Genomic DNA, 26559 nt, shown 5'->3' with positions numbered 1-26559 from the left:
AGGAGAGATTTAACATGAAGACAAAAATTGAAATTTTTGACCCTGCCCTTTGCTGTCCAACTGGTGTTTGTGGACCTGATGTTGACCCAGAATTAACTCGTATTGCAAGAGACGTAGCAACTCTCGTTAATAAAGGTCATGACGTTATTAGATATAATCTAGCTCAAAATGCTGAACCTTATGTATTAAATAAGGATATTAGTATGCTTATGGAGGCTGAAGGAGTAGACGGTTTACCCGCTACCGTTGTGAATGGCAAAATAGTAAAAACACATAAGTACCCTTCGAAAACAGAACTAGCTACATGGCTAAATATTGATGTTACTGAATTAGAAGTCAAGAACTCGCCATTAAATATTGATCTCAAGTCAATATAAATAATTAATCTGATTAGCGAAAAAGATGCCCACCACATACATTTTTAATAAAGTTCCGTGGTGGGCTAATTAAGAGCAGATTGTTTTAAATATACTTGAAAGGTTGGTATCATCATGGAATTATTTCACCCAATGAAATTACCTGAAACTCGACATTTCTTTTTTACTGGTAAAGGAGGAGTCGGTAAAACATCAACCGCTTGTGCTACTGCGGTTGCTTTAGCACAAGCCGGTAGAAAAGTATTAATTGTAAGCACTGACCCCGCATCTAACCTTGAGGATGTATTTGATGAAACGTTATCAAATACTCCAAAAGCAATCAGTGAAGTGCCTAATTTATTTGCTTCAAATTTAGACCCAGAAGAAGCCGCCAAACAATATCGGGAAAGTGTCATTGGTCCTTATCGTGGTAAGCTCCCTAAAGCAGCCCTCGATAATATGGAAGAGCAGCTTTCTGGTGCTTGTACAGTTGAAATAGCTGCTTTTGATGAATTTACGAACTTATTATCAAATGATGATTTAACAAAGCAATTTGATCATGTTATTTTCGATACGGCTCCTACTGGACATACGTTACGTTTATTACAATTGCCAACTGCATGGTCTGATTTTTTAGAAGAAAATACAACTGGTACCTCTTGTTTAGGTCCTTTATCTGGCCTTGCATCAAAAAAAGACCTTTACGCACGTACGGTAACAGCACTTTCTAATAGGGAAGAAACAACACTTATACTTGTATCAAGACCAGAGTATTCATCACTAAGTGAAGCCGAACGTGCAGCTACTGAGTTAAGTGAACTTGGAATTAAAAATCAAGCACTGATTATTAATGGTGTTTTTCACGTTTTGGACAGAAACGATCATGTAGCAAATCAATTTGAAAGAAAACAACTTACAGCTTTAGAGCAAATGTCAGATTATTTGAAATCTCTTACTACATTTCAACTCCCTTTAGTTCCGTTTAATTTAACCGGAATAGAAGCACTGAAGAAACTGTTTGTACCTGTTGAAGTTACAAATAGAATTATTACTAATAAACTGACAGCAAATACGATACCACCACTGAAAACTATGATTGATGCCTTTTCAAAAAATAAAAGTGGAGTAATTATGACTATGGGGAAAGGAGGAGTTGGTAAAACAACAATTGCAGCAGCTATTGCCATTGGACTAGCAGAAAAAGGACATCACGTTCATCTTACAACTACTGACCCAGCAGCACATTTAACTACCGTCTTAAAAGATACGAAAGTAACAAATAAAATTTCGATTAGTCGTATTGATCCTAAAAAAGAGGTTGAGAATTATCGTGACCAAGTTTTAAATAAAGTAAGAGAAACATTAGATGAGGAAAGTTTAAAATACATTGAAGAAGACTTACGTTCTCCTTGTACTGAGGAAATCGCAGTTTTTCAGGCATTTGCCAATATCGTGGACAAGTCAAAAGAAACATTTGTTGTGATTGATACTGCACCTACTGGGCATACATTACTTTTACTAGATGCAGCTCATTCCTATCATCGTGAGGTTACTCGTTCTAGTGGGAACATCCCAGAAGCAGTAAAAAACCTATTGCCTCGACTTCGTGATGAAAAAAATACAAACGTAGTGTTGGTAACACTTCCAGAAGCAACACCTGTTTTTGAAGCTAGCCGACTCCAAGAAGACTTACGTCGTGCACAAATCTCACCAAAATGGTGGGTGATAAACCAAAGCTTTCAGGCCTCCAGCACTACTGACCCTATCCTTCAAGGACGGGCTCTCGCTGAAGAACAGTGGATTAAAAAAGTAAAAGATGAACTGTCGAAACAATGCGTAATTGTGCCTTGGCAAGCTGATGACATGATTGGAAGCGAAAGTCTAAAAAAGTTGTTATAAGGTGAACTTCAATAATAGGCAGTATTGAGTGTATAAAGCTGAACTTCAATCAGTGGGGGTTTTCCTTCATCCTCCACTGATTGTTATTAGTTCAACTTATACCACGGGCATAAGAATAACTAATCATCAGCTTCACTGATGAAAGTTATTCTATATCGGACCTTTAGGGGCAGTTTATCCCCCACCTAAACTTCTCGATTTTCTTAAGTTTTGAGGTGAGGGTTTTACTGCCCTTAAGAGTGGAATAAAAATGGCGTTTGAATTATTTTACTAATTCTAAACGCCTTTTTTGTCGGTACTTTGGTTTTTTCCCCATACAATTGAAATCGTCAAAATGATACTCATATTTTCTCCACTTTTCACATCACTTTCACTTTGTTGTGTATTTTCTTATCATTCGCCTATAGAACATATTCTTCTAGGTCAATCGTTAATTCAAACCCCTTTTTTGAAAATTTAATGCCGTCTTTATACTTAAATAAAATTTCATTGTATTTTTCTGCAAGCTTTGCGAATTCTTCCTTATTACCATTTTTTAGAGCATGATCGATTTCCTTTTGAAGTTTCGATGTTTGAAAGCGGTAAATGGATACTTCTAAAAACATCTGAGCATATAAGGAGTCAAGTATCTCTACAGAAGGCTCCCTATGGTTATTCATTAATGACAATTTCCTCAACATTTTTTTATTTATCATAAACTTTTCCATATTTAAAACCTCCTTTTTTTAATTATAATAAATTTTTTGATTATTTTCAACTTTCTGAGTTTTTAGTCAAGTTATCTCACAAGGTTTTTACTTCAGTTAATTTAAAGCGTAAAGTTTTAGCTTTTTTCTATATATATCATCATACTCCACCAATATTCTCTTTTTTTTCACAGCGTTTAATCTCAAAATATGTTATTTTTAAATAAAGAAAATCGATTTAATTCTATTAATGTTGTAAAATATAGTAAGATTGTTAACTTATCGACGATTTCTTTACCTTATATTTACAAATTATGTTTTTGTTTTTTCTAGGAGGACTACTAATGGTCAAAATTACAAAAGAGACATTTTTTGACGAGTTAAGCGAAGAAGAGAAGCAGTACCTTTTGTCACAAGGAACTGAGATTTCTGTCCAAAAAGGTAATTCTTTATTTTTCGAAGGGGATCGTCCTAAACATATCTACTTCATAAAATCCGGTAGAGTTCGCTTAAGTAAAACAAGTGTTGAAGGTAAAGTTTTATTTTTTCAGCTGAAACAGGATAATGATTTTATTGGAGAGCTAAGTTTATATAATAACTTAAAACTTACCTCTAATGCTGATGTTATTAAAGACTCTATATTGGTTAGATTTGAAAGGGAAGTAATAGAAGATATTTGTCGTGTAAATGGTGCAATTGCTTTAGCATTTATGAGACGAATTTCAATCCATAGTAACTCACTTCTTGCACAATTTCGTGATCTCATTTTTTGTGGAAAAAAAGGTGCACTATTTTCAATATTAATCCGACTTAGCAATGCTCACGGTACTCCTTGTGAAAATGGTATTTTAATAAACAAAAAATTAACAAGTCAAGAGTTAGCTAACTATATCGGAGCAACTAGAGAGAGCATTAGTAGAATATTAAAGAATTTAACTAATGAAGAGATTATCTCTATAAATTCAAAGTATATTACAATTAAAAATATCGAGTACTTACAAGAGCATCTTCGCTGTGAATCTTGTCCGTATGTTGAATGCACAATATAATTCAATAGGTTACGTAAAAGTAGAAGAAGTGGTATAGACGTGAAATATAGACGCAATGAAACATTTCGTTATAAAGCTGAACTTCAATCAGTGGGGGTTTTCCTTCATCCCCCACTGATTGTTAGTTCAACTTATACCACGGGCATAAGAATAACTAATCATCAGCTTCACTGATGAAAGTTATTCTATATCGGACCTTTAGGGGCAGTTTATCCCCCACCTAAACTTCTCGATTTTCTTACGTTTTGAGGTGGGGGTCTTACTTGCCCCTTAAGAGTGGGATAAATTTTTATTTTATTAACTGATAGCCAATCACTTTAAACCCTTGCCCTTTTAAAAAGCGTACCGTTAAATTTTTTGAAACATAATCAGAGGCTACTACAACAACTTGATTACTCGAGATTTGTTGATGATGCCGCTTTAAATAAGCATACGGAAGATTAACAGCTCCTTGAACTGGTTTATGGAGAGAATCTCGATAATCTCTCACATCTAAAAATACTGTATTGTTATTTACTATTTTTTGATCTTCATCCATATTTGGGACGTATAAAACAGGAAAATACATTTGATATAAATAAACAAACAGAAGTAAGAAAATAACAATTATGATAATGTACATACTCTCCCCCAGAGTTCCTTCACTTTTATAACATATTTTCTATTATATTGAACTCGTAACCTTTAGCCAAGACAATTGTCTTTTTATCTCCAAAAAAGTGCTTGAAGAAAAAATTAATATATTTTTTCCTTCAAGCACTTATATTCATCCATACCATCCACTTTAGAAGTAAAGACTACAGTTTGTAAATATTGTCCTTTATAAATTTTCGCTTACAATTACTGACCAACCTTTACCTCGATATGCATTATAACCTTTGGTCTTACAAAACGCATAGATCTTTTCTTGACCACCTATTTTTTCTTTGGTATAACCATATTTCTCACCAATTTTCAGTTGTTTTACTGCTTGTAATTGGTTAAGATCTTTTGTTAGTATGCCTTGATGGTTATGACTTGCAATAACAATTCCGTCTTCATTTATTAAATATAGCTCACTATCTTTACTAATTTTTACAGAGTCAATGATTTCATAAATGAAATTCCAATTAAATCGTGTTGTAAAAACACCTATTACTTGACCATTGTCATCACGCACTGGACAAGAATATCCCATTGTATGACCGTTCATTACTTCTGAATAATACATATCTGTAACATGGACATCATTTGTTTTTAATACTTCTTTAAACCATGATCGTTCTGACATGTTTTTACCAATAATATTTTGATTAACTCCTGAAGCTACAATTTTACCAGTAGTATCCATTACAAAAAGGTCGTAATAAACTTCATAAATATCAACTATATTTTTCATTAAGTTTGTAGCACGTTTTTGGTTTTTTTGATCTACGTTTAACAGGCAATCTTTTATCGCATTAAATGTGGCCCATGCTTGTACATCACAATTTCTTTCAAATAAATTCCGGTCAATTTTATCAATTGTATCAAAAGCAACATCTGCTGTTCTTACTGCAATTACTTCATTTGCTTTCTTTTGAATATTTTCAATTAGTTTATAACTTTCTTTATTCGTCGTTAAACTTAAGTCTGCAAATCGCTTAATTTCATTAGCTACAACGGAAAACCCTCTTCCGGCCTCCCCGGCTCTAGCTGCTTCAATTGCTGAATTTAGTGCCAATAAATTTGCTTGTGATGCCACTTGATTAATCGTTTTTACGACTTTTTCCATTTGTTGATTGGCTTCTTTTAGTTCGTTGAGTAATGTGGATGCATTTATTTCAGTGGTTGTTTTGCTCATTGTTTAAAACTCCCTAAGTTATAATATTATTAATATTATAACAATTCATTAAGTTTCTGTTAAATAATCTTCTGAAGTTCACAGATTTTTAACATTTGTTCTTAGTATACTTTAATAAACTCCAGGAAGTCCATACTTATAAAACCCTTTTTTATTTGTATACACCGTCCCTTTACAAGAAGTTCTCTCATTGAGAGTATCTATAAACCATTTTCTACAACCCTTTAGCTTTGGAGTTGAGTTAATGCTTTACTACCTTAAAAGCGAAAAAAATGACTAGCATTTTGCTAGCCATTATTAACTATTCTATCATTTGTGCAATAAGTGGCTCTTCTGAGAGTTCCGGGATTACATATACAATTTGAACTAATCCTTTTCCTTTTGCATAATAATATCCTTGAGCTATATCCTCTTCGTAATCAACAATAATCGTTTCATAGGTAACATCGTTAATAGTCACTTCTGCATCCGTTTCAATAATCTCTCCACCACTCCAGGTCGTTTTCTCTTTTATAGGTAATGATAATACAATTTTCTCATTATAAATCGGGAGATCATAAAGGTCACTTGCCTCTGAAACTGTAGCCATTTCTTCATAAAGGTCAAGGTCTTCTTCAGTAACTTCAAATACAATTGCGATATCATCTTCTCTAACCTCATATACTCGATAAAAGCCGAGAGCTGAACCATAATGACCACGAACAAAAAAGCGATCATTATCTTTATATAAAACTTCTATGCCCTCTCCTAACCCATCCATGGCATGAACAACATCATACTTATATCCCACTTGTAGTGGAAGGTATTCGAAAAGAATCGTTTTAGCTGAGTTTTCATCTACTTCTTTATCTCCTACTAACCCTTGATCTTCGGAAATTTTTTCAGTATCATTTTCTTTCTCAATTATTTCAGTTTCTAAAGTATCTTCTTGTACAATTTGCTGACAGCCAACAGTAAAAAAAAGAGTTATTATTAACAAATGAATTATTAGTTGTTTCATACCCTTGTAATACCCCCCATATTTTTGCTTCCTTACTTTTCTAACCCTTTTTTACACAAATTAAACCATACACCCACCTTTCCATCAAAAGAAGTTTTTATCTTTCACCAAATCTTCTCTAACTCTCTTAAGTTTTTCTGTGGGACCTTACTATGTAAAAGTAGAAAAATAACATAATGTAAAAATGAAGGGGCGATTAGCTAAAATGTAACGTAAGTCACATCTTAACCAACCACCCCAGTCAACGCTATAGTTTCATTAACTATTTGCTGTTTCTTGTTTGATTTGTGATCTATCAATATTTAAGAAATAGGCTTGAGCAATACCAAAAATTCCACCAATAACCCAATATAACGAAAGAGCAGATGGAAGACTTATCGCAAAAACTAAAATCATAGCTGGCATAATATTATTTACTATAGCCATTTGAGTATTAACAGGATTTTGAGCAGCGGTCACTTTTAATTGGATAAATGTTGTTATCGCCGCAAGCATAGGTAAAATATATAGTGGATCAGGTGCTCCCAAATCAAACCAAAGAAATGAATGGCGAGCCAGCTCTTCTGTACGCATAATCGCATAATAGAAGGCAAGCATAATTGGCATTTGAATTAGTAGTGGTAAACAACCACTTCCGATTGGATTAACACCTTCAGCTTTAAAAAGCATCATTGTTTCTTCTTGAAGCTTTCTTTGGTTTTTTTCATCTTTACCTGAATACTTTTCTTTTAATTCATTTAGTTTTGGTTGAATTAAACGCATAGCCTTCATATTCTTTGATTGCTTAATCATTAACGGTAATAACATAAATCTGATTAGTATCGTTACAGCAATAATTGAAAAGCCAAAACTATTACCAAAAACCACTGCAGTTTTCAAAAGTAACCAAGAAAATGGATAAACAAGATAATGATTAAAAACACCAGGGCTATCCACTGTTATTGGACCAGCATTCATACCACAACCTGTAAGTGAAACCAATGTTATAATTAATACGAGAAATAAACTACCTTTTCTATATTTAGATGTGAGCAATTGGAGATTTTTCCCCATCTTTTATGTCCTCCTCTGTAATTGAAATATAATTTAAGACAAGGAAAACAATGCTCTTCATCTATTGAATTACTACTAGTTTCTTTAGTAGGGATCTTTCGATAAACAATATGAAGTCTTTCAAATAAAAAGGTATCAGATGTATTTGTTTTAAATATATGTTTATTTACTTTTCCAAAAGATTGTTGCTTCTTTAAAGGCGGATAACAGTTACAACGAAAGACGAAAGCTACAACAAAAATAATAGAAAGCAATATAGAAAGCCAAATTATAGATAAATCAAAAGGAAATTCCACCAATTCTCACCTCCTGTTAGCTAAAAAATAATAAAAGGAACGAGTACATTGTACCACTTACACTACAGTATTGACTATTAATAAAACGTTACGATGTAAAAAAATGAAATGAAAAATATTGCACCTAAACCTAATAAAAACAAACTAGTGTTTACCCATTTTTTAGGGGTTTCTACATTCTCACTAGAAATGGCTACTAAAACAAAAATAACTAACCCAATGAGCATGAGTAAGACCGCGTCTAAAATCGGTCCAAATATATTTAATTCTATATTTGCCTTCCGATAAATATCAATGTTTAATAAGAGAGCTGCAATCCATGCAATGAATAAAAATGCTGCAATACTTAATGAAAAACGTTTCACTTTTGTTCCCACCTTTATCCTCATTTACTACTTAGTTTATTTTTTCCAGTAAATCAAATTCCATACAGGTGTACCTTACATTCCTAAGTGCATTTTTCGGATTTTTAGTAGTCTGATTACTTATTGCTTCATTTTTTTTAGAAAGCTTTCAAAATCATGTGGATTTAGAGGTTTACTATATAAGTAGCCTTGCATTTCATCACATTTATGACGATTTAAGAAATTAACAATTTCGACAGTTTCTACACCTTCTGCAATTACATTCAGTTTCATATTGTGCGCTAAACTAATTATTGAAGTAACAATTGCTTGATCATTTGTATCTTCGATTAAATCTCTAACGAACGATTGATCTATTTTCAAAGTATCAATTGGAAACCGCTTTAAGTAACTTAAGGAAGAATAACCTGTCCCAAAGTCATCGATTGATATTTTTACACCGTGGCTTTTTAAACGATATAATGTTTGCAAACAATCTGCGCTATTTTGCATTAATCCATTTTCAGTAATTTCCAAATCAACATAGTTAGGCGCTAATCCAGTTTCCTGTAATACTCTTTCTACTTTGCTAACAAAATCAGGGCGTTGAAATTGTTTCGGTGAAATATTAATTCCCACTCTAATATATAAACCTAATTCCTTCTGCCAATTTTTCACTTGTTGACATGCTGTCTTCAAAACCCAGTCTCCTATCGGATCAATAAGACCTATTTCTTCAGCGAGTGGAATAAATTCATTAGGAGCGACAATGCCTAATTCAGGATTATTCCAACGAACTAATGCTTCTACTCCAATGATCTTATTCGTTTTCATATCAATTTGGGGTTGATAATGTAGGAAAAATTGATTTTTCTCTAATGCGATGCGAAGTTGAGCTTCCATTTTCAACCTCTCTGAATAAGCAGTGTTCATATTTTCAGAAAAAATTTGATATGTATCTTTCCCTCGTTCCTTAGCATAATGCATGGCAGTATCCGCACATTCTACTAGTTTTTTTAGGCTAGTACTTGAATCTGGATAAATACTGATGCCAATACTACAAGTTAACATAAGACTATTTCCTTGAATAATAAAGGCTGACTTAAATATTTGTAATATTTTCTCAGCTAACTCATCAATTTGCTCTTCTGTATCAACTTTTTTAATCAGAAAAATAAATTCATCGCCACCAAAGCGGTACAAAGTAATATACTTATTTTCAATATCTCGTAGTTTATTTGCAATATCCATAATTAACTCATCGCCAACTTGATGTCCTAACGTATCATTAAAAAATTTAAAACGGTCTAAATCAAGAAAAAATAGGGCAAAAGGATTTTGACTTTTCTTTTCTAATTGTAGTTTTTTTAATAAATCTTCTTCGAAACAATGTCTATTGGGCAATTGAGTTAAAGGATCTATTGAATACATAATATTTAATTGTGATTCTGCACGCCTTAGTTGAGTTACATCATGAAAAGCGATGATGAAGTGGCTTACCTCATCATCTCTTCTCACTGGTGAAATATGCGAATGTATATACATAAGTTCGTCAGAAATTTGATGCATGGTTTCTTCAGAAATTAAATCTTCTACATTCAAATTCCTACCTAAAACTTTTTGTTCTATATTAATCACATCATTTTCAATAATACCAACCTCTCTTAATTTGGTTGAGAACCGAAGATGATCATTGGAATATAAAATCTTTCCATTTCGGTTGGTAATAAAAATAGTAACAGTTTGCCCTAGGACAAAGCAGAGGCTATCAATAATTTGTCTTAGTTTAATAGCCCCTTCTAGTCCTTCCTCCAATTCAAACTCCCGGAAAATTTCAATTAATTTATACCTTACATTAGAAGGCTTATCCTTTTCACGTTCAATTTCATGATTATATTGACTACTTATGTTCATACGGCCTCCAAATAGTTAGCATCTAGCTATGTTGATGCCTCTTACCTGTTTTTCTTTCAGCTACACCTAGACTTAGTTCGTCTAAACACTCTTTAATAGCTTCAGTTTTTGTGTCTAGTTGTTCTAGTATTTGACTAATTTCAGAAAAATGACCTCGTTTCATAGCTCCTAACGCATCATTAGCTAAAGTAAATATATCATTGTGCAATTTTTCTGCCGTTGTGAAAACGGATTGAGATTGAATCAGTGGATCATTTTTTATGGTAGTAAACCAAGTTGATAAACGACTCTCTTGTCTACGAGCGATGTCTCCCTCACTTAAATCATGGAATTCGATCATCGTATTATATATCCACCATTTCCACGTTTCATATTCAGTTTTCATTACTCGTAATAAATTTTCACCACTAAGTCGTGGAATTGATTTTAATACTTCTTTTCGTAATTCATTAACTTTATAGCTTGCATCGTAAATCGTACTACCCGTTTCTTTTGTAGCTGTCCTTATTTCATCAACATGCTGTAACACTTCGTTTATTCTTGAAGTAATATCCTGAGTAGCAGCAGACTGTTCCTCTGCAATTGCAGCGATATTTGAAGTTGCTCCACCTACATCTTCTATTCTTGTGATAATTTGATCTAGAACATCAATAGCATCTCTTGTTTTGTTAACTCGCACACCAAGTTGCGTAGACATTCGATCAGAATTTTGATCTACTTCATTTGCCTCAGCTTGAATCTTTTCTATCGTAGATGTAATTTTTTGAACCGACGTATTCGTTTGCTCAGAAAGTTTACGAACTTCATTTGCTACAACTGCAAACCCTTTTCCATGTTCCCCGGCTCTAGCTGCTTCTATAGAGGCATTTAAAGCTAATAAATTCGTCTGTTCCGATACATCACGTATAAATGAAACGACAGTAGTAACATTTTGAATTTCTTTAAGGAGATTATTAATTTTCTCCTTTGTTTCACTAAAATCTTCTGTCATAGAAAGGAAACCTTTTAATGACTCTTCAATTACTTTTTGACCGTTATTAGCTTGAAGAATTGTTTCTTCAGCATTTTCCGATACATTTATTGCATTATTGGCGACTTCCTCTACCGAAGAGGAAAGCTCCTCGGCTGCAGCCGCTACTGCTTCTGCTTCTGCAATTGTACTATCAACAACAGCTAATAGATCCTTCATTTTATTAATTTTTGTTATTAATTCCATGACAGAACTTATATTAGAAACAACTTTATAATCATTTCCTTCTTGGTAAGATTCAAGTACTATTTGTGAATCTAACGTAATAAACTTTATTAGGCTTAATAATAGTTCAGATAATTGTTCAGGAGAGTTTCCAAATTCAGAAATAATAGAGGGTATAAGATACTCATATACACGTATGTAAGAGCCAGTGTAAAACTCTGGTGTTAACCGAATCTTACTATGTATATCTCCAATTTTTACTCGCCCTGAAATATATTCTTCATTAATTTCTGACCTTGGAATGGACTGTAAATATTTAATAAAGGTATTTGACAATCTCTCCCTTGTACTATGTTGATCGATGATATTTTGTAAATTTGCAAATCTCCCCACCATTTCATAATGTCTTTCCGTTATATCTTCACAGTATTTATCAAATAAGTAATCAAGCTTTTTAATAATTTCTAAGTCTTTATTATTTAGCTGTAAATATGACAACTTATTTTGCATTCGATCTGTTGATTGAATATCTGTATCATTTAAGGGTTGAACCTTTTTCTCCACATTTATTCTTTTCGTAAAAAACATCGAAATCCCCCCTACTACTTAAATCTAAGATTACTTCCACTATCATTGTAGCCTTATATATGAAAGTTTCAAGTGAATAGTTCGTTAATTTATCATGAAATTTTTTAAAACTTCAATTGTTTACAAGGTTATTTCCCTAGAAAGCAAGACTTCAAGCTTTCTTTAAATAGCTTTTTTGAAAGTAGGTGTTTTCTCCTAATATTTCTTGTCACTTAAATGTATGAAAAAGTGTTTCCTTATTGTTTCATTGGGAATACTTTAATATAAATACACTAATATTTGGAGGGAGTTTGGAGTATGGAAACAACAAATATCAATTCAGAGGATATTAAGTCTGCATCATATGATGATGTTACACATCAATTGTACATTCGGTTTACTAATGGTGATTACTATGTATATTATGACGTTATTCCAATTGATTATGTAGGGTTCTTATCTACAAGTGATCATAGTAAATATGTTAGAGATCGCCTTACTATAAAATATGATAAAAGGAAACTACATTAAAAGAAAAGCAGCCCTTTGAATTTACCAAAAGGTATTTCAAAAAAATTATAGTATTTAGTAAAAACTGAACTTGATGTCGCATTCAAGCTCAGTTTTTTTCTGTTAGATTTTCTTCCGTCATAATGAATATTCATTGTTTCGATAAATAGATACAAATTATACTATACTTATATATTTTAATAAATTTCATAATACACTTCTATATGATTAACTGGATATGAAATTCACTCAAATAAGAGGAAAAAGAGGGATTAACAATGATAATTGGTATACCAAAAGAGAAAAAAAACAATGAAAATCGTGTTGCTATTACCCCAGGCGGCGTAATTACCCTAGTGAATTCTGGTCATAAGATACTAATTGAAACAAATGCAGGGGTTGGAAGTGGCTTTACAAATGAAGCATATATCGATGCAGGTGCAACAATTCTTGATAATGCAGCTGACGTTTGGTCAAAAGCTGAAATGATTATGAAAGTTAAAGAACCTTTAGCCAGTGAATACGAATATTTTCGTGAAGGTCTCATTTTATTTACCTATTTACATTTAGCAGCTGAACCTGCTCTTGCCAAAGCATTAACTAGTAAAGGTGTTATTGCGATAGCTTATGAAACAGTTGAAGTAAACAAGACTTTGCCATTACTAACTCCGATGAGTGAAGTAGCAGGGCGGATGGCTTCGCAAATTGGTGCTCAATTTTTAGAAAAACCTAAAGGAGGAAAAGGCATCTTACTAGCTGGTGTTCCAGGTGTAAAGCGGGCAAAAGTTACCATTATTGGTGGTGGTGTTGTAGGTACAAATGCCGCTAAACTTGCAGTCGGCTTAGGAGCAGATGTAACTATTATTGATTTAAGTCCAGAACGTTTACGCTATTTAGATGATATTTTTGGATCTAGTATTAATACATTAATGTCAAATCCATTAAACATTGCTGATACCGTTCGTGAAAGTGACCTAGTGATCGGAGCCGTTTTAATAACGGGTGCTAAAGCACCTAAGTTGGTGACTGAAGAAATGGTTAAAACAATGTCACCAGGCTCAGTTATTGTTGATGTTGCGATTGACCAAGGTGGAATTTTCGAAACTGTTGATCGTATTACTACACATAGCGATCCTACTTATGAGAAACATGGTATTGTTCATTATGCTGTTGCAAATATGCCAGGTGCAGTACCTCGCACTTCAACAATCGCTTTAACAAATGTAACGATAGGGTACGCTCTTCAAATTGCAAATAATGGGGTGTTTGCTGCAGTAGTCCAAAATAAAGCATTAGAATTAGGTGTGACCGTTGCAAATGGTTCCATTACTTATGAAGCTGTTGCTAAAGACTTAGGTTACGATTATGTACCCGTTTCAGAAGCCTTACATTATAGAATATAGTATTAAGGCTTAAGCTAGAAAGCTCTCCCTTCAAAACTTCATACTCTCTAGTCACTTTACGAAAAAATGAAGGTTTTGCCATCATATTGGCAAAACCTTTTGTAAATTTCTCTTACTAATTTAACAGTTCGTTTTCGGCGACCTACAAATGCTTTGTCACCCGATTCTTTCATAACTATCTTTTGCAGCAAGGGTCATTTTTAAATGAGACATTTCTTTAATTATCTCCCTAATACGCTCTTCCATTGTTTTGTCAATTTCAATACTTGAAAAACCTTCTAATCCTTCACGCATAAAAAATAATGACAACTCACTAACGTTTAGACGAGTTAGTTTTTCAAATGCCATCTTATACAAATATAGCTGAGGTGAATAATATGAAACCAACTTTTCAACGTTATTACTTTTATTCGTTTTTAAGTCAATAAGGTGAAATTTTCCGTTTTTTTCAACAATCTTATCTATTTCCCCTATAATTTGTGCACCTTCTATCTCAACAATAAACGCCCATTCATTAGCATAGTTACTTCCTAGACTTAACTCATTAAGTGCCTGATATTTGGTTACTAGGTCACTTACTGCTTGTTCGTAATCACCTAGCTCTTGTTCTTCTTCGAGTAAAGCTAGCGCTTCTTCCTGTGCTTCTTCAAGAGAGTATCCGTTATCTAAAAGTTCACATGCGCGGTGAACAATCGTACCAAGTTTTGCACCTGAGACAAATTCTTTTTCTTCTACAAACTTCGGTAATTCCTCCTGTTCAACTAACCACTCATCTTCAATTTTCACAATGTATTTATAATAATATTTTATCGGGTCATTCATATATGTCATGATTTCTGAAACTGAAAAACTAGGTAGTACCTTATTTCTGTTTTGAATTAGCGGTGGTTCATATTCTTGCCCTTTTTCTTGCCACTCTTCATAGTCAGGTACATTAGAAGTTTGCTTTATACGATTTTCTAAACTCGTGTTTTGTTCCATCGCCTTAAGTAGCATGTCATACCATGAGTCTTTAGTCGGTTTATCCACTGTAGACAATACTAGATAATCTTTTGCCCTAGTAGTAGCAACATAAAATAATCGCTTTGATTCTTCAATCGCTTGATCCTTTGTCTTTTCTTTAATTCTTTCAAATGATGGAGAATATTTTTTATCAGGTTTTTTTAATGGTTCATTTTCTTTTTCCTTCTCATACTGTAAAACGATCCTTACATCTTTATCAAAACGGATATTTCCTGAATCTCCTCTTGGACCTTTAGCTAAATCTGGTAAAAAGACAATTGGAAATTCTAACCCTTTAGAAGCATGTACAGTCATAATATGGACCATATTTCCTTCTGCTAACTCTACTTCTGCTTCACCTTCTTTATCCGATAAGTCTGCTAATTGTTTCACTTGTTTTAACAATTCATCTAAAGAAGCTGTTTGAAACTGAGCTAAAACATCGATCAGTTTTTCAACATTTTTAATTTGTTGCAAATTATTTTTTTGTAATAATAACATTTTTTTTAAGCCCGATTTCAAGAAAAGATCTTCAAAATATTCGCGGGTTGAAACTTGAGGACGATAAGGAACCCAATCTTCATAAAACTGTTTAAGCTTAGTTAATGTGCTCTTAAGCTCTTCACCGATATTTACATCGTTATCAAATAACCCTTCGTATATAAAGGTCGCCAAAGGAATATCTTCCTCTAAACACTCATCAATCGATAAGAAGTCTTCAACCGAAACACCAAAAAGCGGGCTTCTTAGTAACGATAATATATAAAGCGATTCCCACGGTCTATTTAACCAATTGAGAAGGGTAAGCATATCTCGAATTTCTTGTTTTTCATAAAAGCCGATCCCACCATAAACTACATATGGAATTCCCTTTTGCTTTAACGAACGCTCTAATTTTGATAACTTTGTTCTTGTTTGTATTAAGATAGCGAAATCGCTCCAAGAAGGCGTTCGCCAAGCGTCTTTGTCAGAGACAATTGATTGGCCTTCTTCCATTATTTCAAGCATACGGTTCGCAATAACTTCAAATTCTGATTGTTCATCATCCGGTTGCTCTGCTTGACCTTCTATGCCTTCTTTTGGTTCATCTTTTTTAGGGATTGTTATAAGTTCAACACGACATTTTTGTTCTTCTATCCCGTTGCGATGACTATTAATATTCGTGTAATGAATTTTATACAACGGGTCCAATTCTGACTTTTCTGCCCCCATTATTTCATTAAACGCAATGTTTACAAAGTCAATAATACTCTCACATGTACGATAGTTCGTACTCATATTTATAAAATCGCTATTAAGATCTTTCTTTGAGAAATCTACAAGTTCATTCATCAAGCTAACATCTGCTCCACGAAATCGGTAAATAGACTGCTTTCCATCACCAACTATAAATCTATATTTCGGTTGGATAAACGTTAACATATTCATTTGCAGTTGGTTCGTGTCTTGGGCTTCATCAATCATCATATGACGATACTTCTTTCGGCAATCATCCTGAACTTCTTTCTTTTCTAAAAGAGTAATTGCCTTTTGCTGTAGATCAGAAAAATCCATTGCTGCTCGTTCTCGTTTCGCCTCATCATACTTTTCGTGGAACACTTGAAGCACTTGGACAAAAAGGTTAATAATTTCTTTAATCTCTTTAATGTCAACACTTGATGGTCCTTTTAATTTTTTCCACGTCTCTTTTAAAGGTTTATATAAATACTCAAACAAATCATATAATGGTGGATTTGTTTCTTGCCATTTTTTATTTACTTTTTTCGGAAGTGCTTCTTCTAATGCCTCATATAGAACAGCTGGATTTTCAAACGAAAGATCGGTTACTTCAGAAAAGTGTTCCGTAATTTTCTTTGAGGCCTTATCACTGTCATCAAGTTCCATCACATGCGGGCGTGCTTCTTTATAAAAATTCGTTAATACAAATTTACGATCACTTTCTATCGATTGTAACTGAAGCTTTACAATGGTTTCGGAATCGAAAAATGATTCGATAGACTCTACTGAAGTAATGATTTCCTTCATCTGACTATACACTGCTTTAATAGCTTCTTTCAGTTGTCCACGAGTATAAAAGTTGTACAGCGGTCGCCATTTACGATGATACTCTGGCGAATCAAACATTTCATCAAATATGTCAATTTGAATCAACTTAGCCCCAACATCATCTAACACAGTAAACTTAGGAGGGACATCTGCAAGAAACGCATATTCTCCAAGAAGTTTGTGACAAAAACTATGAAATGTAGTTATAAGGGCGCCATCTAACGCATCCTTTTGTTCCTGCCAGAAATTTCTTGCAAACTCATGTTCACTCGCATCATAACGTTCATGTACATTTTGGCGTATCTCCTCTATACGTCCACGAATACGGTCCTTCATTTCACGTGCTGCTTTTTCAGTAAATGTAATGGCTACAATTTCCTCAACCGTAGCTCCTATCGGTGATTTATTTTTCTTACCAAGACGTTCCTTTAATTTTTCTTCACATATATATACAAATCGTTCCGTCAATACACGTGTTTTACCAGAACCAGCCCCAGCAGAAATAACGACTAGTGGTTTTTCACTATATATAGCGGCTTTTTGCTCTTCGTTAAAATTCATTTAAATTCCCCCTCCCCTTCTTCAATTTGATCTTGAGTAACACGACAAACCGGTCGATAAGCACAACTGCTAATGCATTTTAAAGGCCTTACTGAGAAGTCATGACTACTTCCTTGCCAAAGTTCTTTTATTCGTTGTTTCAACTCATATTTAGCAAGTAGAGCTTCTGCTTCCAACGTTTCTTCCTTAGTCGCATAAGAATTAACGGAAAACGGACTATTCTTGCGAAAATGTTCCTCGCGCCAAACACTATTTCCAGCACGCTTTAATGGTTCTCTAAGGGAAATGTAAGATGCACCATGAGCAGTTAAATTTTCTGGTAGGCTTTCAAAACATTCCGTTAAATCAATTTGATAATGACCATTTGCAAGGCGCTTTTCCATTGCAACTAAATAAAGAGGTAATTGCAGTTTTAACCCTGGACGCACTTCTTTCATAAAGTTTAAAGAAGCAAAACCTGATTTATAGTCATAAATAACAAAACCATGATCATCAATATCGACCCGATCGACTTTTCCTGACATTGTAATGGTTGTGTCATCGTCTAGCTTTATATCTAGTTCAACTGCTTCTTCTAAACGAAATAAGTGCATCGATTGAAGTTGCTTATTTTCCCAAAAGTGGTGTCTTTCAGCAAGCCACCATTTTTTTAATTTTTTCAACCATTCTTCTTTTTCAATTGAAAGCTGAAGCTTCGAGAAGTCTAGATGATTTGCTTCGACAATAGACCACTCTTCTTCAAATATATCTAGTAAAAACGTCTCAGCTGTTTCCTTCATCTCCTCAGTAAAAGCAGAAAATGGTTTTCCAATTAAGTTTAATTGCTTATAAAATTTTTCAATAATGTCATGTAACATTGAACCTACATCACGAAAATCAAGTATCGTTTGTTTTTCCACAGGCTCCTTAATTTTTAATATTCTCTCAAGAGCATATTTAAAAGGACACATGGCATAGCTTTCAAGCATTGTAACAGAAAGCTTGTCTCGTTTTAATCTTTCTTCCCAATAAGGGGACACTTTTTCTATCCCACCCTCAAGCTCACTTAATTTTGCAACCATTCGTTCTAATGATTCTGGAAGATGGTGGACTAATTTTCCTACCCCAACATGGTAGGCCATTTTTTCCTCATAATCATTTTGAGAGTCACTCACCTTCTCAGTATAACGATTTGCGGCACTATATTTTCGATCCTGAATTTGATCCTTCCACGCTTCAAGGTACCCCGAAGGTAATATCGGGTTATGTGGATCAACTCCTACAACATATGAAAAAGATAGTTCATCAGCTAACTCAAATAACTGTTTGAAAAAGGTGTCATCCTTTTGTCGAAATAACTTTTTTGTTGGGCTAGCATACGGAACAGGGAGATTTTTTAAATCGCTTTCTTGAAAATAACCCGACAGTTTGTGGCCTTTTGGAAATGTACCTTCATTCATTCCTAAAACATATAGACTTTTTCCTTCGAATAACCCTACATCTCTAAATGAATAAAGTTGAATTCCAGTAACTGGAGTTCTTTCTACGAAAATACTTCCACCTTGAATCCCTTCATAAAGCCAATCAACAAAAATATGATAATGAACTTGTAAATCTTCGAGACCTTGTTGTTTTAACATTTCGATTTTTCTAGTCACTAGCATGACAAGATAATCATACGCCTTCCACTCAAGGCGAATTTGCAGAAGTTTCTCTGTGTTTTTTTCTTCAAGGATTTGTTTTTTCCAAGAACATGTAAAGTCACTATTAACCAATAATTCCTTTAATGAAGATAAGTACGTTATAACACTAGTTTTTTTAGGAATTGTTTTTCGAAAATTTATAAATGCTTCTACTTGTTTTTTTTCATCTTCTGGTAAAAATCCAATTTCGATATAATTTTTCTTTTTGTTCATATAATTTATACTTTTATAGAAATGAAGTCTAAGCATCGTATCTACTAGATCAAGGGTATCCCATCGGTTTATAAATCTTCCATTGTGCTTTAATAAAGATTTGTAAATAAACTGAATAAACTGTGTATCTTTAACCTTTTTCTTAACTGGTACCTTTAACGGGATCTGCTTTTTTTCAGCTGCTTTAATCAGCTTTTCTTGATAACCGCTTTCGTCGGCGAGTACAATCCCTATATCAGTAAGTGGTGTTACCTGGCTTTTTTCAGAAATTTCATGTAATACACCGTAAATTTCTTCTTCCATAGTTGTGGCTGATTTCACCTCTACATTTGACTTAGTTATCATAATTTGCCTAATTTCTTCTTTATCTACAGTAAAGCCTAGTTTTTTAAGCTGTTTTTCAGTACCTTCAACAATTTCTGCTCCTTGTATTCTAGGAAGATACACTGTAATGTCTATACCCAATGAGACAAAATAAGCAATCACCATATATTGCAGTGTACTAAAATCAAGATAACCATCAATGACAATTCCACCTAGGTTTAATTCTTGATTCATTGGTAATGAAACCGCTTCATGAATACGATGCTCAGGGTCTAATAGACGTTTCTTCTTCACCCATTCTGTCTCATATTCTCTAAAAATCGGTTCCATTTGTCTAAATTGAGTAGGTAGATTTTCTAAAGTTAACCCAATACGTTTTAACTGACCATATGTCTCGGCGATGGCTTTGGCCTTATGTCGTAATTCTTGAGGATTATTTAAAAAACGGTTTTTATCATTTGACATCAATTCTTGAAAAAAAATCGTTCGTTCACTTTCTGACACAGGAAAATACTTAATATTGGCTTTTTTTAATAATAAATCAGCGAGATCATCAAACGTTTTAAAGGCCATGCCAGCCTTGCGTTTACGTGCAGCCTGAAGCCATTTATTAGAAGGTAGTATGTAATAAATAGGTTTCCCTACTTCTTTTTGTCTTTGAAAACTTTTCGTAAGTCGATCTGTTTTAGCTACATCTTTTAAATCTGAATATTTAACTACTAGCATTTTCTCACTCCTTTTCATTCATGTCCAAACTCATTATACTAATAATTTCCAAATGTTTAAAATTATATTTCTATTTCTCCTATACTTAATTATACCAAAATTAAAGAACGTACGTTTCTTTTTAGAGATAAGAAAATATATTTTTTCTGAAGTTAGAAAGTTGTCTAGCGTCTGCACCTACCAGTTCAAAGGCACTTCCCCCTTTGTATAACACAGACCAAAATGGTGGGCTCCGTATAAAGAAGCGTAAGTGACTGTCGGATACTGTATGTTTAATGAATAACAGAAGAGTTCGGTTGTCTTCGCTGCTCTTTAACTATTGCTTTGTACTCTCTTAACCATATGGCTGCTACGATTAAAAAGATGAGAGCCCCTATATAATATGAAAAATTCAGCCCATTCCCAAAGCTAATGATTAAATATGCGATGATTGGCCCTAAAGCAGCACCTACATCTAAAAAAACAGTGTAATACGTCATCACTATGTTAATATCAGATGTTTTTCCAACATCAGTAGCTAAAGCATCAACAAGTGTTGTGATGATTGTCGTTGATAACATGAAGAAAATAGTTATGATGATCCAAATATAAAGAGGCATCGATATAGGAATTAGGGCTAAACAAATAGCTGCTGAAGTTAAGAACATGATAAATAATGGTAACCTACCATCTTTTCCATCTGAAAGTTGACCAAACTTCAATGCTACAAATGGCTCCCATGCCCAACGAATTCCTTGAACAATCCCTGCTAATGACGTTACCCCTATTGTCATTCCAATGATTTGAACTTGATGACTATAATGCTTTAGCATAACAAGACTTAATGTAGAGACAAACAATCCTTGAATAATGAAAGCAAGTAATAAACCACTAATAACAACTAAGATTACTGATTTATTAAACAGTCTAGTAATAGACGTATTGGTTGATACTTTTCTCTCTCTTTCTACATGTTTCCTAGGAACTAACCAAGCGATTAGTGGAAAACCCAAAATCATCAGTGCACCGAAGGCAATACCCACTACTTTTAAACCTAAATAGCTTACTAAAATACCTCCAACTAACATACCAAATAAACTTCCAAGTCTGTAAAGACCATTATAAAGTCCCATCAATCTTCCACGATTTGAATTTGTGGAGCATTCTGCAACAGCGAATAAGCCTCCTAACCTTAAAAATGCCCAAGAAACTCCCCATAAACACCGTAGGATAATCCAAATTATCAGTCCATAACCAACTCCGTACCCTATCGTTGTCACTACAGCTAAAAATACAGCAATCATTAATCCAAACTTTAAAGTGATCTTGCGATATGCTAAGCCAATAAAAGGGTTAACTGGAATCCTTATAAGACGATTTAATGATAATATTAATCCAACTTCCCAAAGTGATTGTAAACCAACTTCTTTATAATAGATTGGTAAAGCAATATAAAGCATAGAATCTCCTATTAAACATAGTGCAGTTACTAATGAAACAGCAATGATAGATTGGTCACTGCTATTTTTCCCGATGTATTTACTCAATTAAACGAACTCCTTTTAAATGAAAAAAAGACGATAACAGATATTGTCAGATCGCCTTTTTCAAAGTTTTTTAAATTATTAGAGTTGATTTTGTTAGTTGCCTACAAAAAAATTCGGTAATTCCGTCGTTTTCGTGGTCCAAAGTTACATATTTAGCTACTTTCTTTACCATAAACCGTCCATTCTCCATAGCAACCCCGCAACCAACATTTTTTAACATCTCAATATCATTTGGACCATCACCAAAAGCAACTACCTCTTGAGGTAATATTTGAAAAGAGCTTAAGACATTTTGCAGAGCATGCCATTTGGTTATCGACTTTTTCGTAATTTCAAAACTATCACCCCAATTGGCGATTTCAAAGTGAGAAAGAAGTTTTGTATACGCATAAGAAGCTGAAGCCACATTTTGAAAATGAACAGATAATTTTAATAATGGTTCATACTTATTAGGGTAAATTCCTTTTGGTTCTATTGGACCATGATTTGTTATTTTATCTCCGATTAGATTGATCATTTCATAGTTAGCTTTTGAAGTATGACTAATCATAACTTTAGCATAGTGGTCAGAAACTGTATCAAAAACCATTGTTGCTTCAACCGGGCTAATAACGGATTGCTCTAGAATATTTTCTTTCAGTCGATCAAAAATGACTGCGCCGTTCAAACAAATTAATGGCGTATCTAGTTGTAACTCCTCATGATATTTCAATGTCATATTTATCGGACGCCCCGTAGCTAAGATAATCTTTATTCCTTGTTTTTTCTGTTCCATTAAAAACTCTTTATTTCTACTAGATATCGTATCATCCTTTTTTAAAAGAGTACCATCCAAGTCTAGAACAATCGCTTTAACGTTTAACAATACTAACCCCTCCTATTTTGTTTTCACAAAGCTTACCATTCATAATTTAACAAAGTAGTGTTAATAGCGTTTGAATGGATTCAACATTCGCTCAGGCATAATATCTAATTGTAAAATTCTTTAAAATAGAAAAGCGGTAGCTAACGCCGATCCATTTCATAGACTGTTTTTTTCAACATCTTGATCCTCAGTAGGAAAAATTGCATATGTAAGTTTAAAGTCAAGCAGAACGTGAATCTTCTTTTACATCAGTTGATGCATTCGAAGTCTAGTAATACTTGGTGAGGGCTTCCTAACTTTTTTCTTAATCTTCACCACCAACCACAACTAACGCTACACGGGATAGTATAAATACAACACACAAACGCGTCCTTACCTTCTCGTAAACACCTTTTTCCTCCTGAAACAATAATAGTCAATTAACTTTGAGGTAGTATTAAGTAAATGTTATTGTTTGATAATTATATTTTCGTAATCGTAAAATTGATTAAGTAAACTGAATTTATATTAATATTTTTAACATTTGAGTGACTCATAATTACCTAAATGGAGCTACATATAATACTCTATTAACCTTACTTTTTCGTACTATAAAGCGAACTTCAATCATAGCGGGTCTTAATGCCCTTTAAGAGTGGGTAAAAAAGTGATTTACTCTAAAGGTTAGAGCAAATCACTTTATGATTAATATTCGATTAACAATCTACTAAAATATGTTGGCATAGTACGATATGTTATGGTCTAATCCAAATAATTATCTATGCATAATGTCTATTCCGGCTGTTTGCAAGCCATGATTTATATATGATATCTTGATAGCTATTAATCAATTGGTCAAAGATTTCATCCCACGAAAGAGTTAATGCAAAACGTCGTGCATTTTCTGCAAACTCATTACGTAAATATTCTTGCTCTAATAGAATTGTAGTTTGATAAACAAATTCTTCTACATTTTTCTTACCGCATAAAAAGCCAGTTTCTCCATGAGAAATAAGATGTTGAATACCTCCCTCGTTCGCTCCAATAACAGGTATTCCAGAGGCAAGTGCTTCTAATACAACATTTCCAAATGTTTCTGTAGATGAAGGAAAGATAAAGACATCACTAGAAGCATAAATCTCTGCCAATTCCTCACCTTTTTTAAATCCTGTCCATGTAATATTCGGATATTTTTGTTCAGATAACTGCTTAAATAGTGGACCATCCCCAACAATAAGCAGATGGGTATCTTTTTTTACCCTTTCTGGTAATGCATGAAATGTCTCTAAAACAGTATGAACATCTTTTTCTGGAGCAATCCTCCCAACATAGAGAAGAACATTCTTCTCGTTAATATTATATTTTTTTCTTATGTCAGATGCTCGTTTAAGCGGTGTAAAAAAATCATGATTTACACCTCTTCCCCAAATATCGATATTATTGTGAATTTTTTGGTTAAGCAGCTTTTCTTTCGTACTTTGTGAAGGTACATAAACTTTTTCAAAAGAATCATGAAACCATGCCATGTATTTCCAAATCCATTTTTGCAAAAAGGTTAAATGGTAATACTCTAGGTAATCATCAAAATGCGTATGATAGGATGCTACCATTGGAATATTGTGTTTTTTTCCATAATGAAGACCAAAAAGGCCAAGGTTAAATGGCGTAGCGATATGAATAAGAGTTGGCTTGAATTCTTCTAATGTTTGCTTAATGTGCACTGGATTAGGAAGGGCTATTCGGCATTCAGGGTACAATAAGAAAGGAATACTTGTAAAACGTTGAACTTGAGGGACTGTTGGAACTGCTGTACTACTTTCCGGAACAAATAACTTATATTCAATACCCTTTTTTTCTAAATAGTCCGTGTATCGCTTTAAAGTTTTTGCAACCCCATTAATTTCGGGGGCGTAGGTATCAGAAAATATAGCTATACGCATTTTCACTCACTCCCATAATTAGTAGTTTCAATTATAACTTAACAAATAATTATGAAAATAATATTTAGCTCATATTAAGATTTAACAAAAATCTCAACAGGACACTAACGTGATCTTTACAATTATGTATTATGATAGGAAGTAGAAGGAAGCGTAGTGAATACCTTTAAACCTACAATAATTGTACTGGGAGGGAAATTCGTTGGACCGATTTGTAAATTGGATTTCTGTAAATGATACTCAGCTTTTTCATTTCGTAAATTCAAAATTAAGATGTAGAGCTTTTGACTATATCCTACCTAAAATCACCCATATAGGGGGAGCTACATTTACAATACTTACATTGCTTATCGTGATGATCTTTTCAGAAAAAGTTGTTCAGACATGGGCTATTGAAGCCCTTATTTCCCTATCCTTAAGTCATATCATCGTTCACATTATTAAAAAAATGTATTGCCGAGAGCGACCTTATAACAAATTAGCTAACGTTACATTATGCTCAAACCCACTTACAGATTACTCATTCCCCTCCGGTCATACAACGGCTGCTTTTTCTATAGCTATCGTTTTTTCTCTTCACATGCCAATGTTGAGCATTTTCTTTTTACCAATCGCCATTTTAGTTGGAATTTCACGTATGTATCTCGGTCTACATTATCCAACTGACTGTATTATAGGTGCAGTTCTAGGGACTGTATCGTCAATCATTGTTGTGTTTTGCTCATTCGTTTTCTTTACTGGACAATAGTAATAATTGAATGAGTTTCACTTTAAGATGTATATGATAATATGTCTTCAAAAACTTCGACCGGTCTTTCTTCAGTTATGAGGTGACCAGTTTCTTTATATGTGATTAGTTTTGCATTTGGTAAATCATAAACTAACCTCTTCCCTATATTTACTGAAACAACATTGTCTTCCTCCCCCCATATCAACAATGTAGGCGTGTAAATAGCCTTTAGTTGATGAGATAGTAGGTCGCCTTCACGGTATCTAAGTAAACGAGTAAGTGACTGATAAAACTTCTTTTCTAATAACGGTTTACGAAATTCACTAATCATTTCATCGTTGATTAATGAGTGATTATAAAATACATTTTTCAAGTAATCTTTCACTTCTTTTTTATGAATGTAGAAGTAGATAATATAGTTAAAGAACGGTAAGTAGGATGCATATATTAGGAACTTTTTTGCGCGTTTTAAATAACCTGAGCATCCTAATAGAATCAATTTATTGATTTTTTCTGGCACAGCTTTAGCGGTATATAATGCAATTTGCCCACCCATAGAGTGACCAACAATCGTTACATTTGTAAGCTTAAAATAATCGATACACTGCTCAATTAATTCGGCATAATTCTTAAATGAATAGACAAATGTTGTAGACTTTTCACTCCTCCCAAACCCTGGAAGATCAATAGCAATTATAGAGAAATGTTTTTCTATTAGTGGAAAAAGACGGTTAAAAGTATATGTAGAGGATGCGAAGCCGTGAATGAAGAGCATTGGAGGTTTTCCATTTATAACATGTTCACAAAAAATTTTAACATTAGAAATTGTAATAAACTCGCTTTTAATTTGATTTCTGTCCATAAAATACCA

The 26559-nt window shown here is 33.5% G+C and carries 20 protein-coding genes; 6 read left to right on the top strand and 14 right to left on the bottom strand.

Annotated elements, in window-relative coordinates; all coding sequences use genetic code 11:
* Positions 1–14: 14 nt before the first annotated feature.
* Positions 15–377 carry an arsenite efflux transporter metallochaperone ArsD gene (arsD, locus tag BKP45_RS12645; protein WP_071390023.1) on the top strand — a complete coding sequence of 121 codons (363 nt, stop codon included), beginning with the start codon at positions 15–17 and terminating at the stop codon, positions 375–377.
* A gap of 111 nt (positions 378–488) precedes the next feature.
* Complete coding sequence (arsA, locus tag BKP45_RS12640; protein WP_407639599.1) at positions 489–2255, top strand: arsenical pump-driving ATPase; 1767 nt, start codon at positions 489–491, stop codon at positions 2253–2255.
* A gap of 401 nt (positions 2256–2656) precedes the next feature.
* On the opposite strand, the gene BKP45_RS12635 is transcribed toward arsA, so the two are convergent.
* Entirely contained in the window at positions 2657–2962 is a 306-nt protein-coding gene (locus BKP45_RS12635) for an IDEAL domain-containing protein (protein WP_071390021.1), read from the bottom strand.
* Positions 2963–3285: 323 nt separating this feature from the next.
* Here BKP45_RS12635 and BKP45_RS12630 point away from each other — a divergent pair, with 323 nt between their 5' ends.
* Positions 3286–3990 carry a Crp/Fnr family transcriptional regulator gene (locus BKP45_RS12630; RefSeq protein WP_071390020.1) on the top strand — a complete coding sequence of 235 codons (705 nt, stop codon included), beginning with the start codon at positions 3286–3288 and terminating at the stop codon, positions 3988–3990.
* A gap of 289 nt (positions 3991–4279) precedes the next feature.
* Here the strand turns inward: BKP45_RS12630 and BKP45_RS12625 are convergent, their stop codons facing one another.
* The 7 genes from BKP45_RS12625 to BKP45_RS12595 all read right to left on the bottom strand — a co-directional run bounded on the left by BKP45_RS12625 (position 4280) and on the right by BKP45_RS12595 (position 12202).
* A complete protein-coding gene (locus BKP45_RS12625; protein WP_084787890.1) occupies positions 4280–4612 on the bottom strand; it encodes a rhodanese-like domain-containing protein in 333 nt (110 codons plus the stop codon).
* 198 nt (positions 4613–4810) lie between these two features.
* On the bottom strand, positions 4811–5812 hold the full coding sequence (locus BKP45_RS12620) for a methyl-accepting chemotaxis protein (RefSeq protein WP_071390019.1): 1002 nt from the start codon (positions 5810–5812) through the stop codon (positions 4811–4813).
* A gap of 301 nt (positions 5813–6113) precedes the next feature.
* Positions 6114–6812, bottom strand: coding sequence for a hypothetical protein (locus BKP45_RS12615; RefSeq protein ID WP_071390018.1), 699 nt, complete (start codon positions 6810–6812; stop codon positions 6114–6116).
* Positions 6813–7070: 258 nt separating this feature from the next.
* The gene (gene yidC, locus BKP45_RS12610) at positions 7071–7865 is read right to left on the bottom strand and encodes a membrane protein insertase YidC (RefSeq protein WP_071390017.1); all 795 of its coding nucleotides are present in this window, start codon (positions 7863–7865) and stop codon (positions 7071–7073) included.
* 373 nt (positions 7866–8238) lie between these two features.
* Complete coding sequence (locus BKP45_RS12605; RefSeq protein WP_071390016.1) at positions 8239–8526, bottom strand: hypothetical protein; 288 nt, start codon at positions 8524–8526, stop codon at positions 8239–8241.
* A 120-nt stretch (positions 8527–8646) separates the two neighbouring features.
* Positions 8647–10419, bottom strand: coding sequence for an EAL domain-containing protein (locus BKP45_RS12600; protein ID WP_071390015.1), 1773 nt, complete (start codon positions 10417–10419; stop codon positions 8647–8649).
* A 22-nt stretch (positions 10420–10441) separates the two neighbouring features.
* The gene (locus tag BKP45_RS12595) at positions 10442–12202 is read right to left on the bottom strand and encodes a globin-coupled sensor protein (RefSeq protein WP_071390014.1); all 1761 of its coding nucleotides are present in this window, start codon (positions 12200–12202) and stop codon (positions 10442–10444) included.
* A gap of 297 nt (positions 12203–12499) precedes the next feature.
* Between BKP45_RS12595 and BKP45_RS12590 the strand changes: the two genes are divergently transcribed.
* Positions 12500–12712 (top strand): KTSC domain-containing protein, encoded by a 213-nt coding sequence (locus BKP45_RS12590; protein WP_071311107.1) that lies wholly within the window; start codon positions 12500–12502, stop codon positions 12710–12712.
* Between the two features lie 257 nt (positions 12713–12969).
* Positions 12970–14094, top strand: coding sequence for an alanine dehydrogenase (gene ald / locus BKP45_RS12585; protein WP_071390013.1), 1125 nt, complete (start codon positions 12970–12972; stop codon positions 14092–14094).
* Positions 14095–14250: 156 nt separating this feature from the next.
* Here ald and BKP45_RS12580 read toward each other — a convergent pair whose 3' ends face one another.
* From BKP45_RS12580 to BKP45_RS12560, 5 genes are all read right to left on the bottom strand, one after another.
* Positions 14251–17703 carry a UvrD-helicase domain-containing protein gene (locus BKP45_RS12580; RefSeq protein WP_071390012.1) on the bottom strand — a complete coding sequence of 1151 codons (3453 nt, stop codon included), beginning with the start codon at positions 17701–17703 and terminating at the stop codon, positions 14251–14253.
* Positions 17700–20648 carry a PD-(D/E)XK nuclease family protein gene (locus BKP45_RS12575; protein WP_071390011.1) on the bottom strand — a complete coding sequence of 983 codons (2949 nt, stop codon included), beginning with the start codon at positions 20646–20648 and terminating at the stop codon, positions 17700–17702. Before BKP45_RS12575 ends, BKP45_RS12580 begins: the two co-directional genes overlap by 4 nt.
* Positions 20649–20920: 272 nt before the next feature.
* Positions 20921–22174, bottom strand: a complete 1254-nt coding sequence (locus BKP45_RS12570; protein ID WP_071390010.1) for an MFS transporter — start codon at positions 22172–22174, stop codon at positions 20921–20923.
* A 70-nt stretch (positions 22175–22244) separates the two neighbouring features.
* Positions 22245–23039 (bottom strand): Cof-type HAD-IIB family hydrolase, encoded by a 795-nt coding sequence (locus BKP45_RS12565; protein ID WP_071390009.1) that lies wholly within the window; start codon positions 23037–23039, stop codon positions 22245–22247.
* A 758-nt stretch (positions 23040–23797) separates the two neighbouring features.
* Entirely contained in the window at positions 23798–24958 is a 1161-nt protein-coding gene (locus tag BKP45_RS12560; protein WP_071390008.1) for a glycosyltransferase family 4 protein, read from the bottom strand.
* 202 nt (positions 24959–25160) lie between these two features.
* On the opposite strand from BKP45_RS12560, the gene BKP45_RS12555 reads away from it, so the two are divergent.
* A complete protein-coding gene (locus tag BKP45_RS12555) occupies positions 25161–25706 on the top strand; it encodes a phosphatase PAP2 family protein (protein WP_071390007.1) in 546 nt (181 codons plus the stop codon).
* Between the two features lie 22 nt (positions 25707–25728).
* On the opposite strand, the gene BKP45_RS12550 is transcribed toward BKP45_RS12555, so the two are convergent.
* On the bottom strand, positions 25729–26550 hold the full coding sequence (locus BKP45_RS12550) for an alpha/beta fold hydrolase (RefSeq protein WP_071390006.1): 822 nt from the start codon (positions 26548–26550) through the stop codon (positions 25729–25731).
* Positions 26551–26559 lie beyond the last annotated feature (9 nt).

Source organism: Anaerobacillus alkalidiazotrophicus (genome assembly GCF_001866055.1).
The sequence above is the reverse complement of the archived record's forward strand: the minus strand, read 5'-3'. Positions and strand labels throughout refer to the sequence as shown.

Excerpts from the sequence above, each read along its gene's own strand:
- arsD (WP_071390023.1), top strand. The coding sequence starts at position 15 with ATGAAGACAAAAATTGAAATTTTTGACCCTGCCCTTTGCTGTCCAACT.
- BKP45_RS12635 (WP_071390021.1), bottom strand. The coding sequence starts at position 2,962 with ATGGAAAAGTTTATGATAAATAAAAAAATGTTGAGGAAATTGTCATTA.
- BKP45_RS12630 (WP_071390020.1), top strand. The coding sequence starts at position 3,286 with ATGGTCAAAATTACAAAAGAGACATTTTTTGACGAGTTAAGCGAAGAA.
- BKP45_RS12625 (WP_084787890.1), bottom strand. The coding sequence starts at position 4,612 with ATGTACATTATCATAATTGTTATTTTCTTACTTCTGTTTGTTTATTTA.
- BKP45_RS12620 (WP_071390019.1), bottom strand. The coding sequence starts at position 5,812 with ATGAGCAAAACAACCACTGAAATAAATGCATCCACATTACTCAACGAA.
- BKP45_RS12615 (WP_071390018.1), bottom strand. The coding sequence starts at position 6,812 with ATGAAACAACTAATAATTCATTTGTTAATAATAACTCTTTTTTTTACT.
- yidC (WP_071390017.1), bottom strand. The coding sequence starts at position 7,865 with ATGGGGAAAAATCTCCAATTGCTCACATCTAAATATAGAAAAGGTAGT.
- BKP45_RS12600 (WP_071390015.1), bottom strand. The coding sequence starts at position 10,419 with ATGAACATAAGTAGTCAATATAATCATGAAATTGAACGTGAAAAGGAT.
- BKP45_RS12595 (WP_071390014.1), bottom strand. The coding sequence starts at position 12,202 with ATGTTTTTTACGAAAAGAATAAATGTGGAGAAAAAGGTTCAACCCTTA.
- BKP45_RS12590 (WP_071311107.1), top strand. The coding sequence starts at position 12,500 with ATGGAAACAACAAATATCAATTCAGAGGATATTAAGTCTGCATCATAT.
- ald (WP_071390013.1), top strand. The coding sequence starts at position 12,970 with ATGATAATTGGTATACCAAAAGAGAAAAAAAACAATGAAAATCGTGTT.
- BKP45_RS12580 (WP_071390012.1), bottom strand. The coding sequence starts at position 17,703 with ATGAATTTTAACGAAGAGCAAAAAGCCGCTATATATAGTGAAAAACCA.
- BKP45_RS12575 (WP_071390011.1), bottom strand. The coding sequence starts at position 20,648 with ATGCTAGTAGTTAAATATTCAGATTTAAAAGATGTAGCTAAAACAGAT.
- BKP45_RS12560 (WP_071390008.1), bottom strand. The coding sequence starts at position 24,958 with ATGCGTATAGCTATATTTTCTGATACCTACGCCCCCGAAATTAATGGG.
- BKP45_RS12550 (WP_071390006.1), bottom strand. The coding sequence starts at position 26,550 with ATGGACAGAAATCAAATTAAAAGCGAGTTTATTACAATTTCTAATGTT.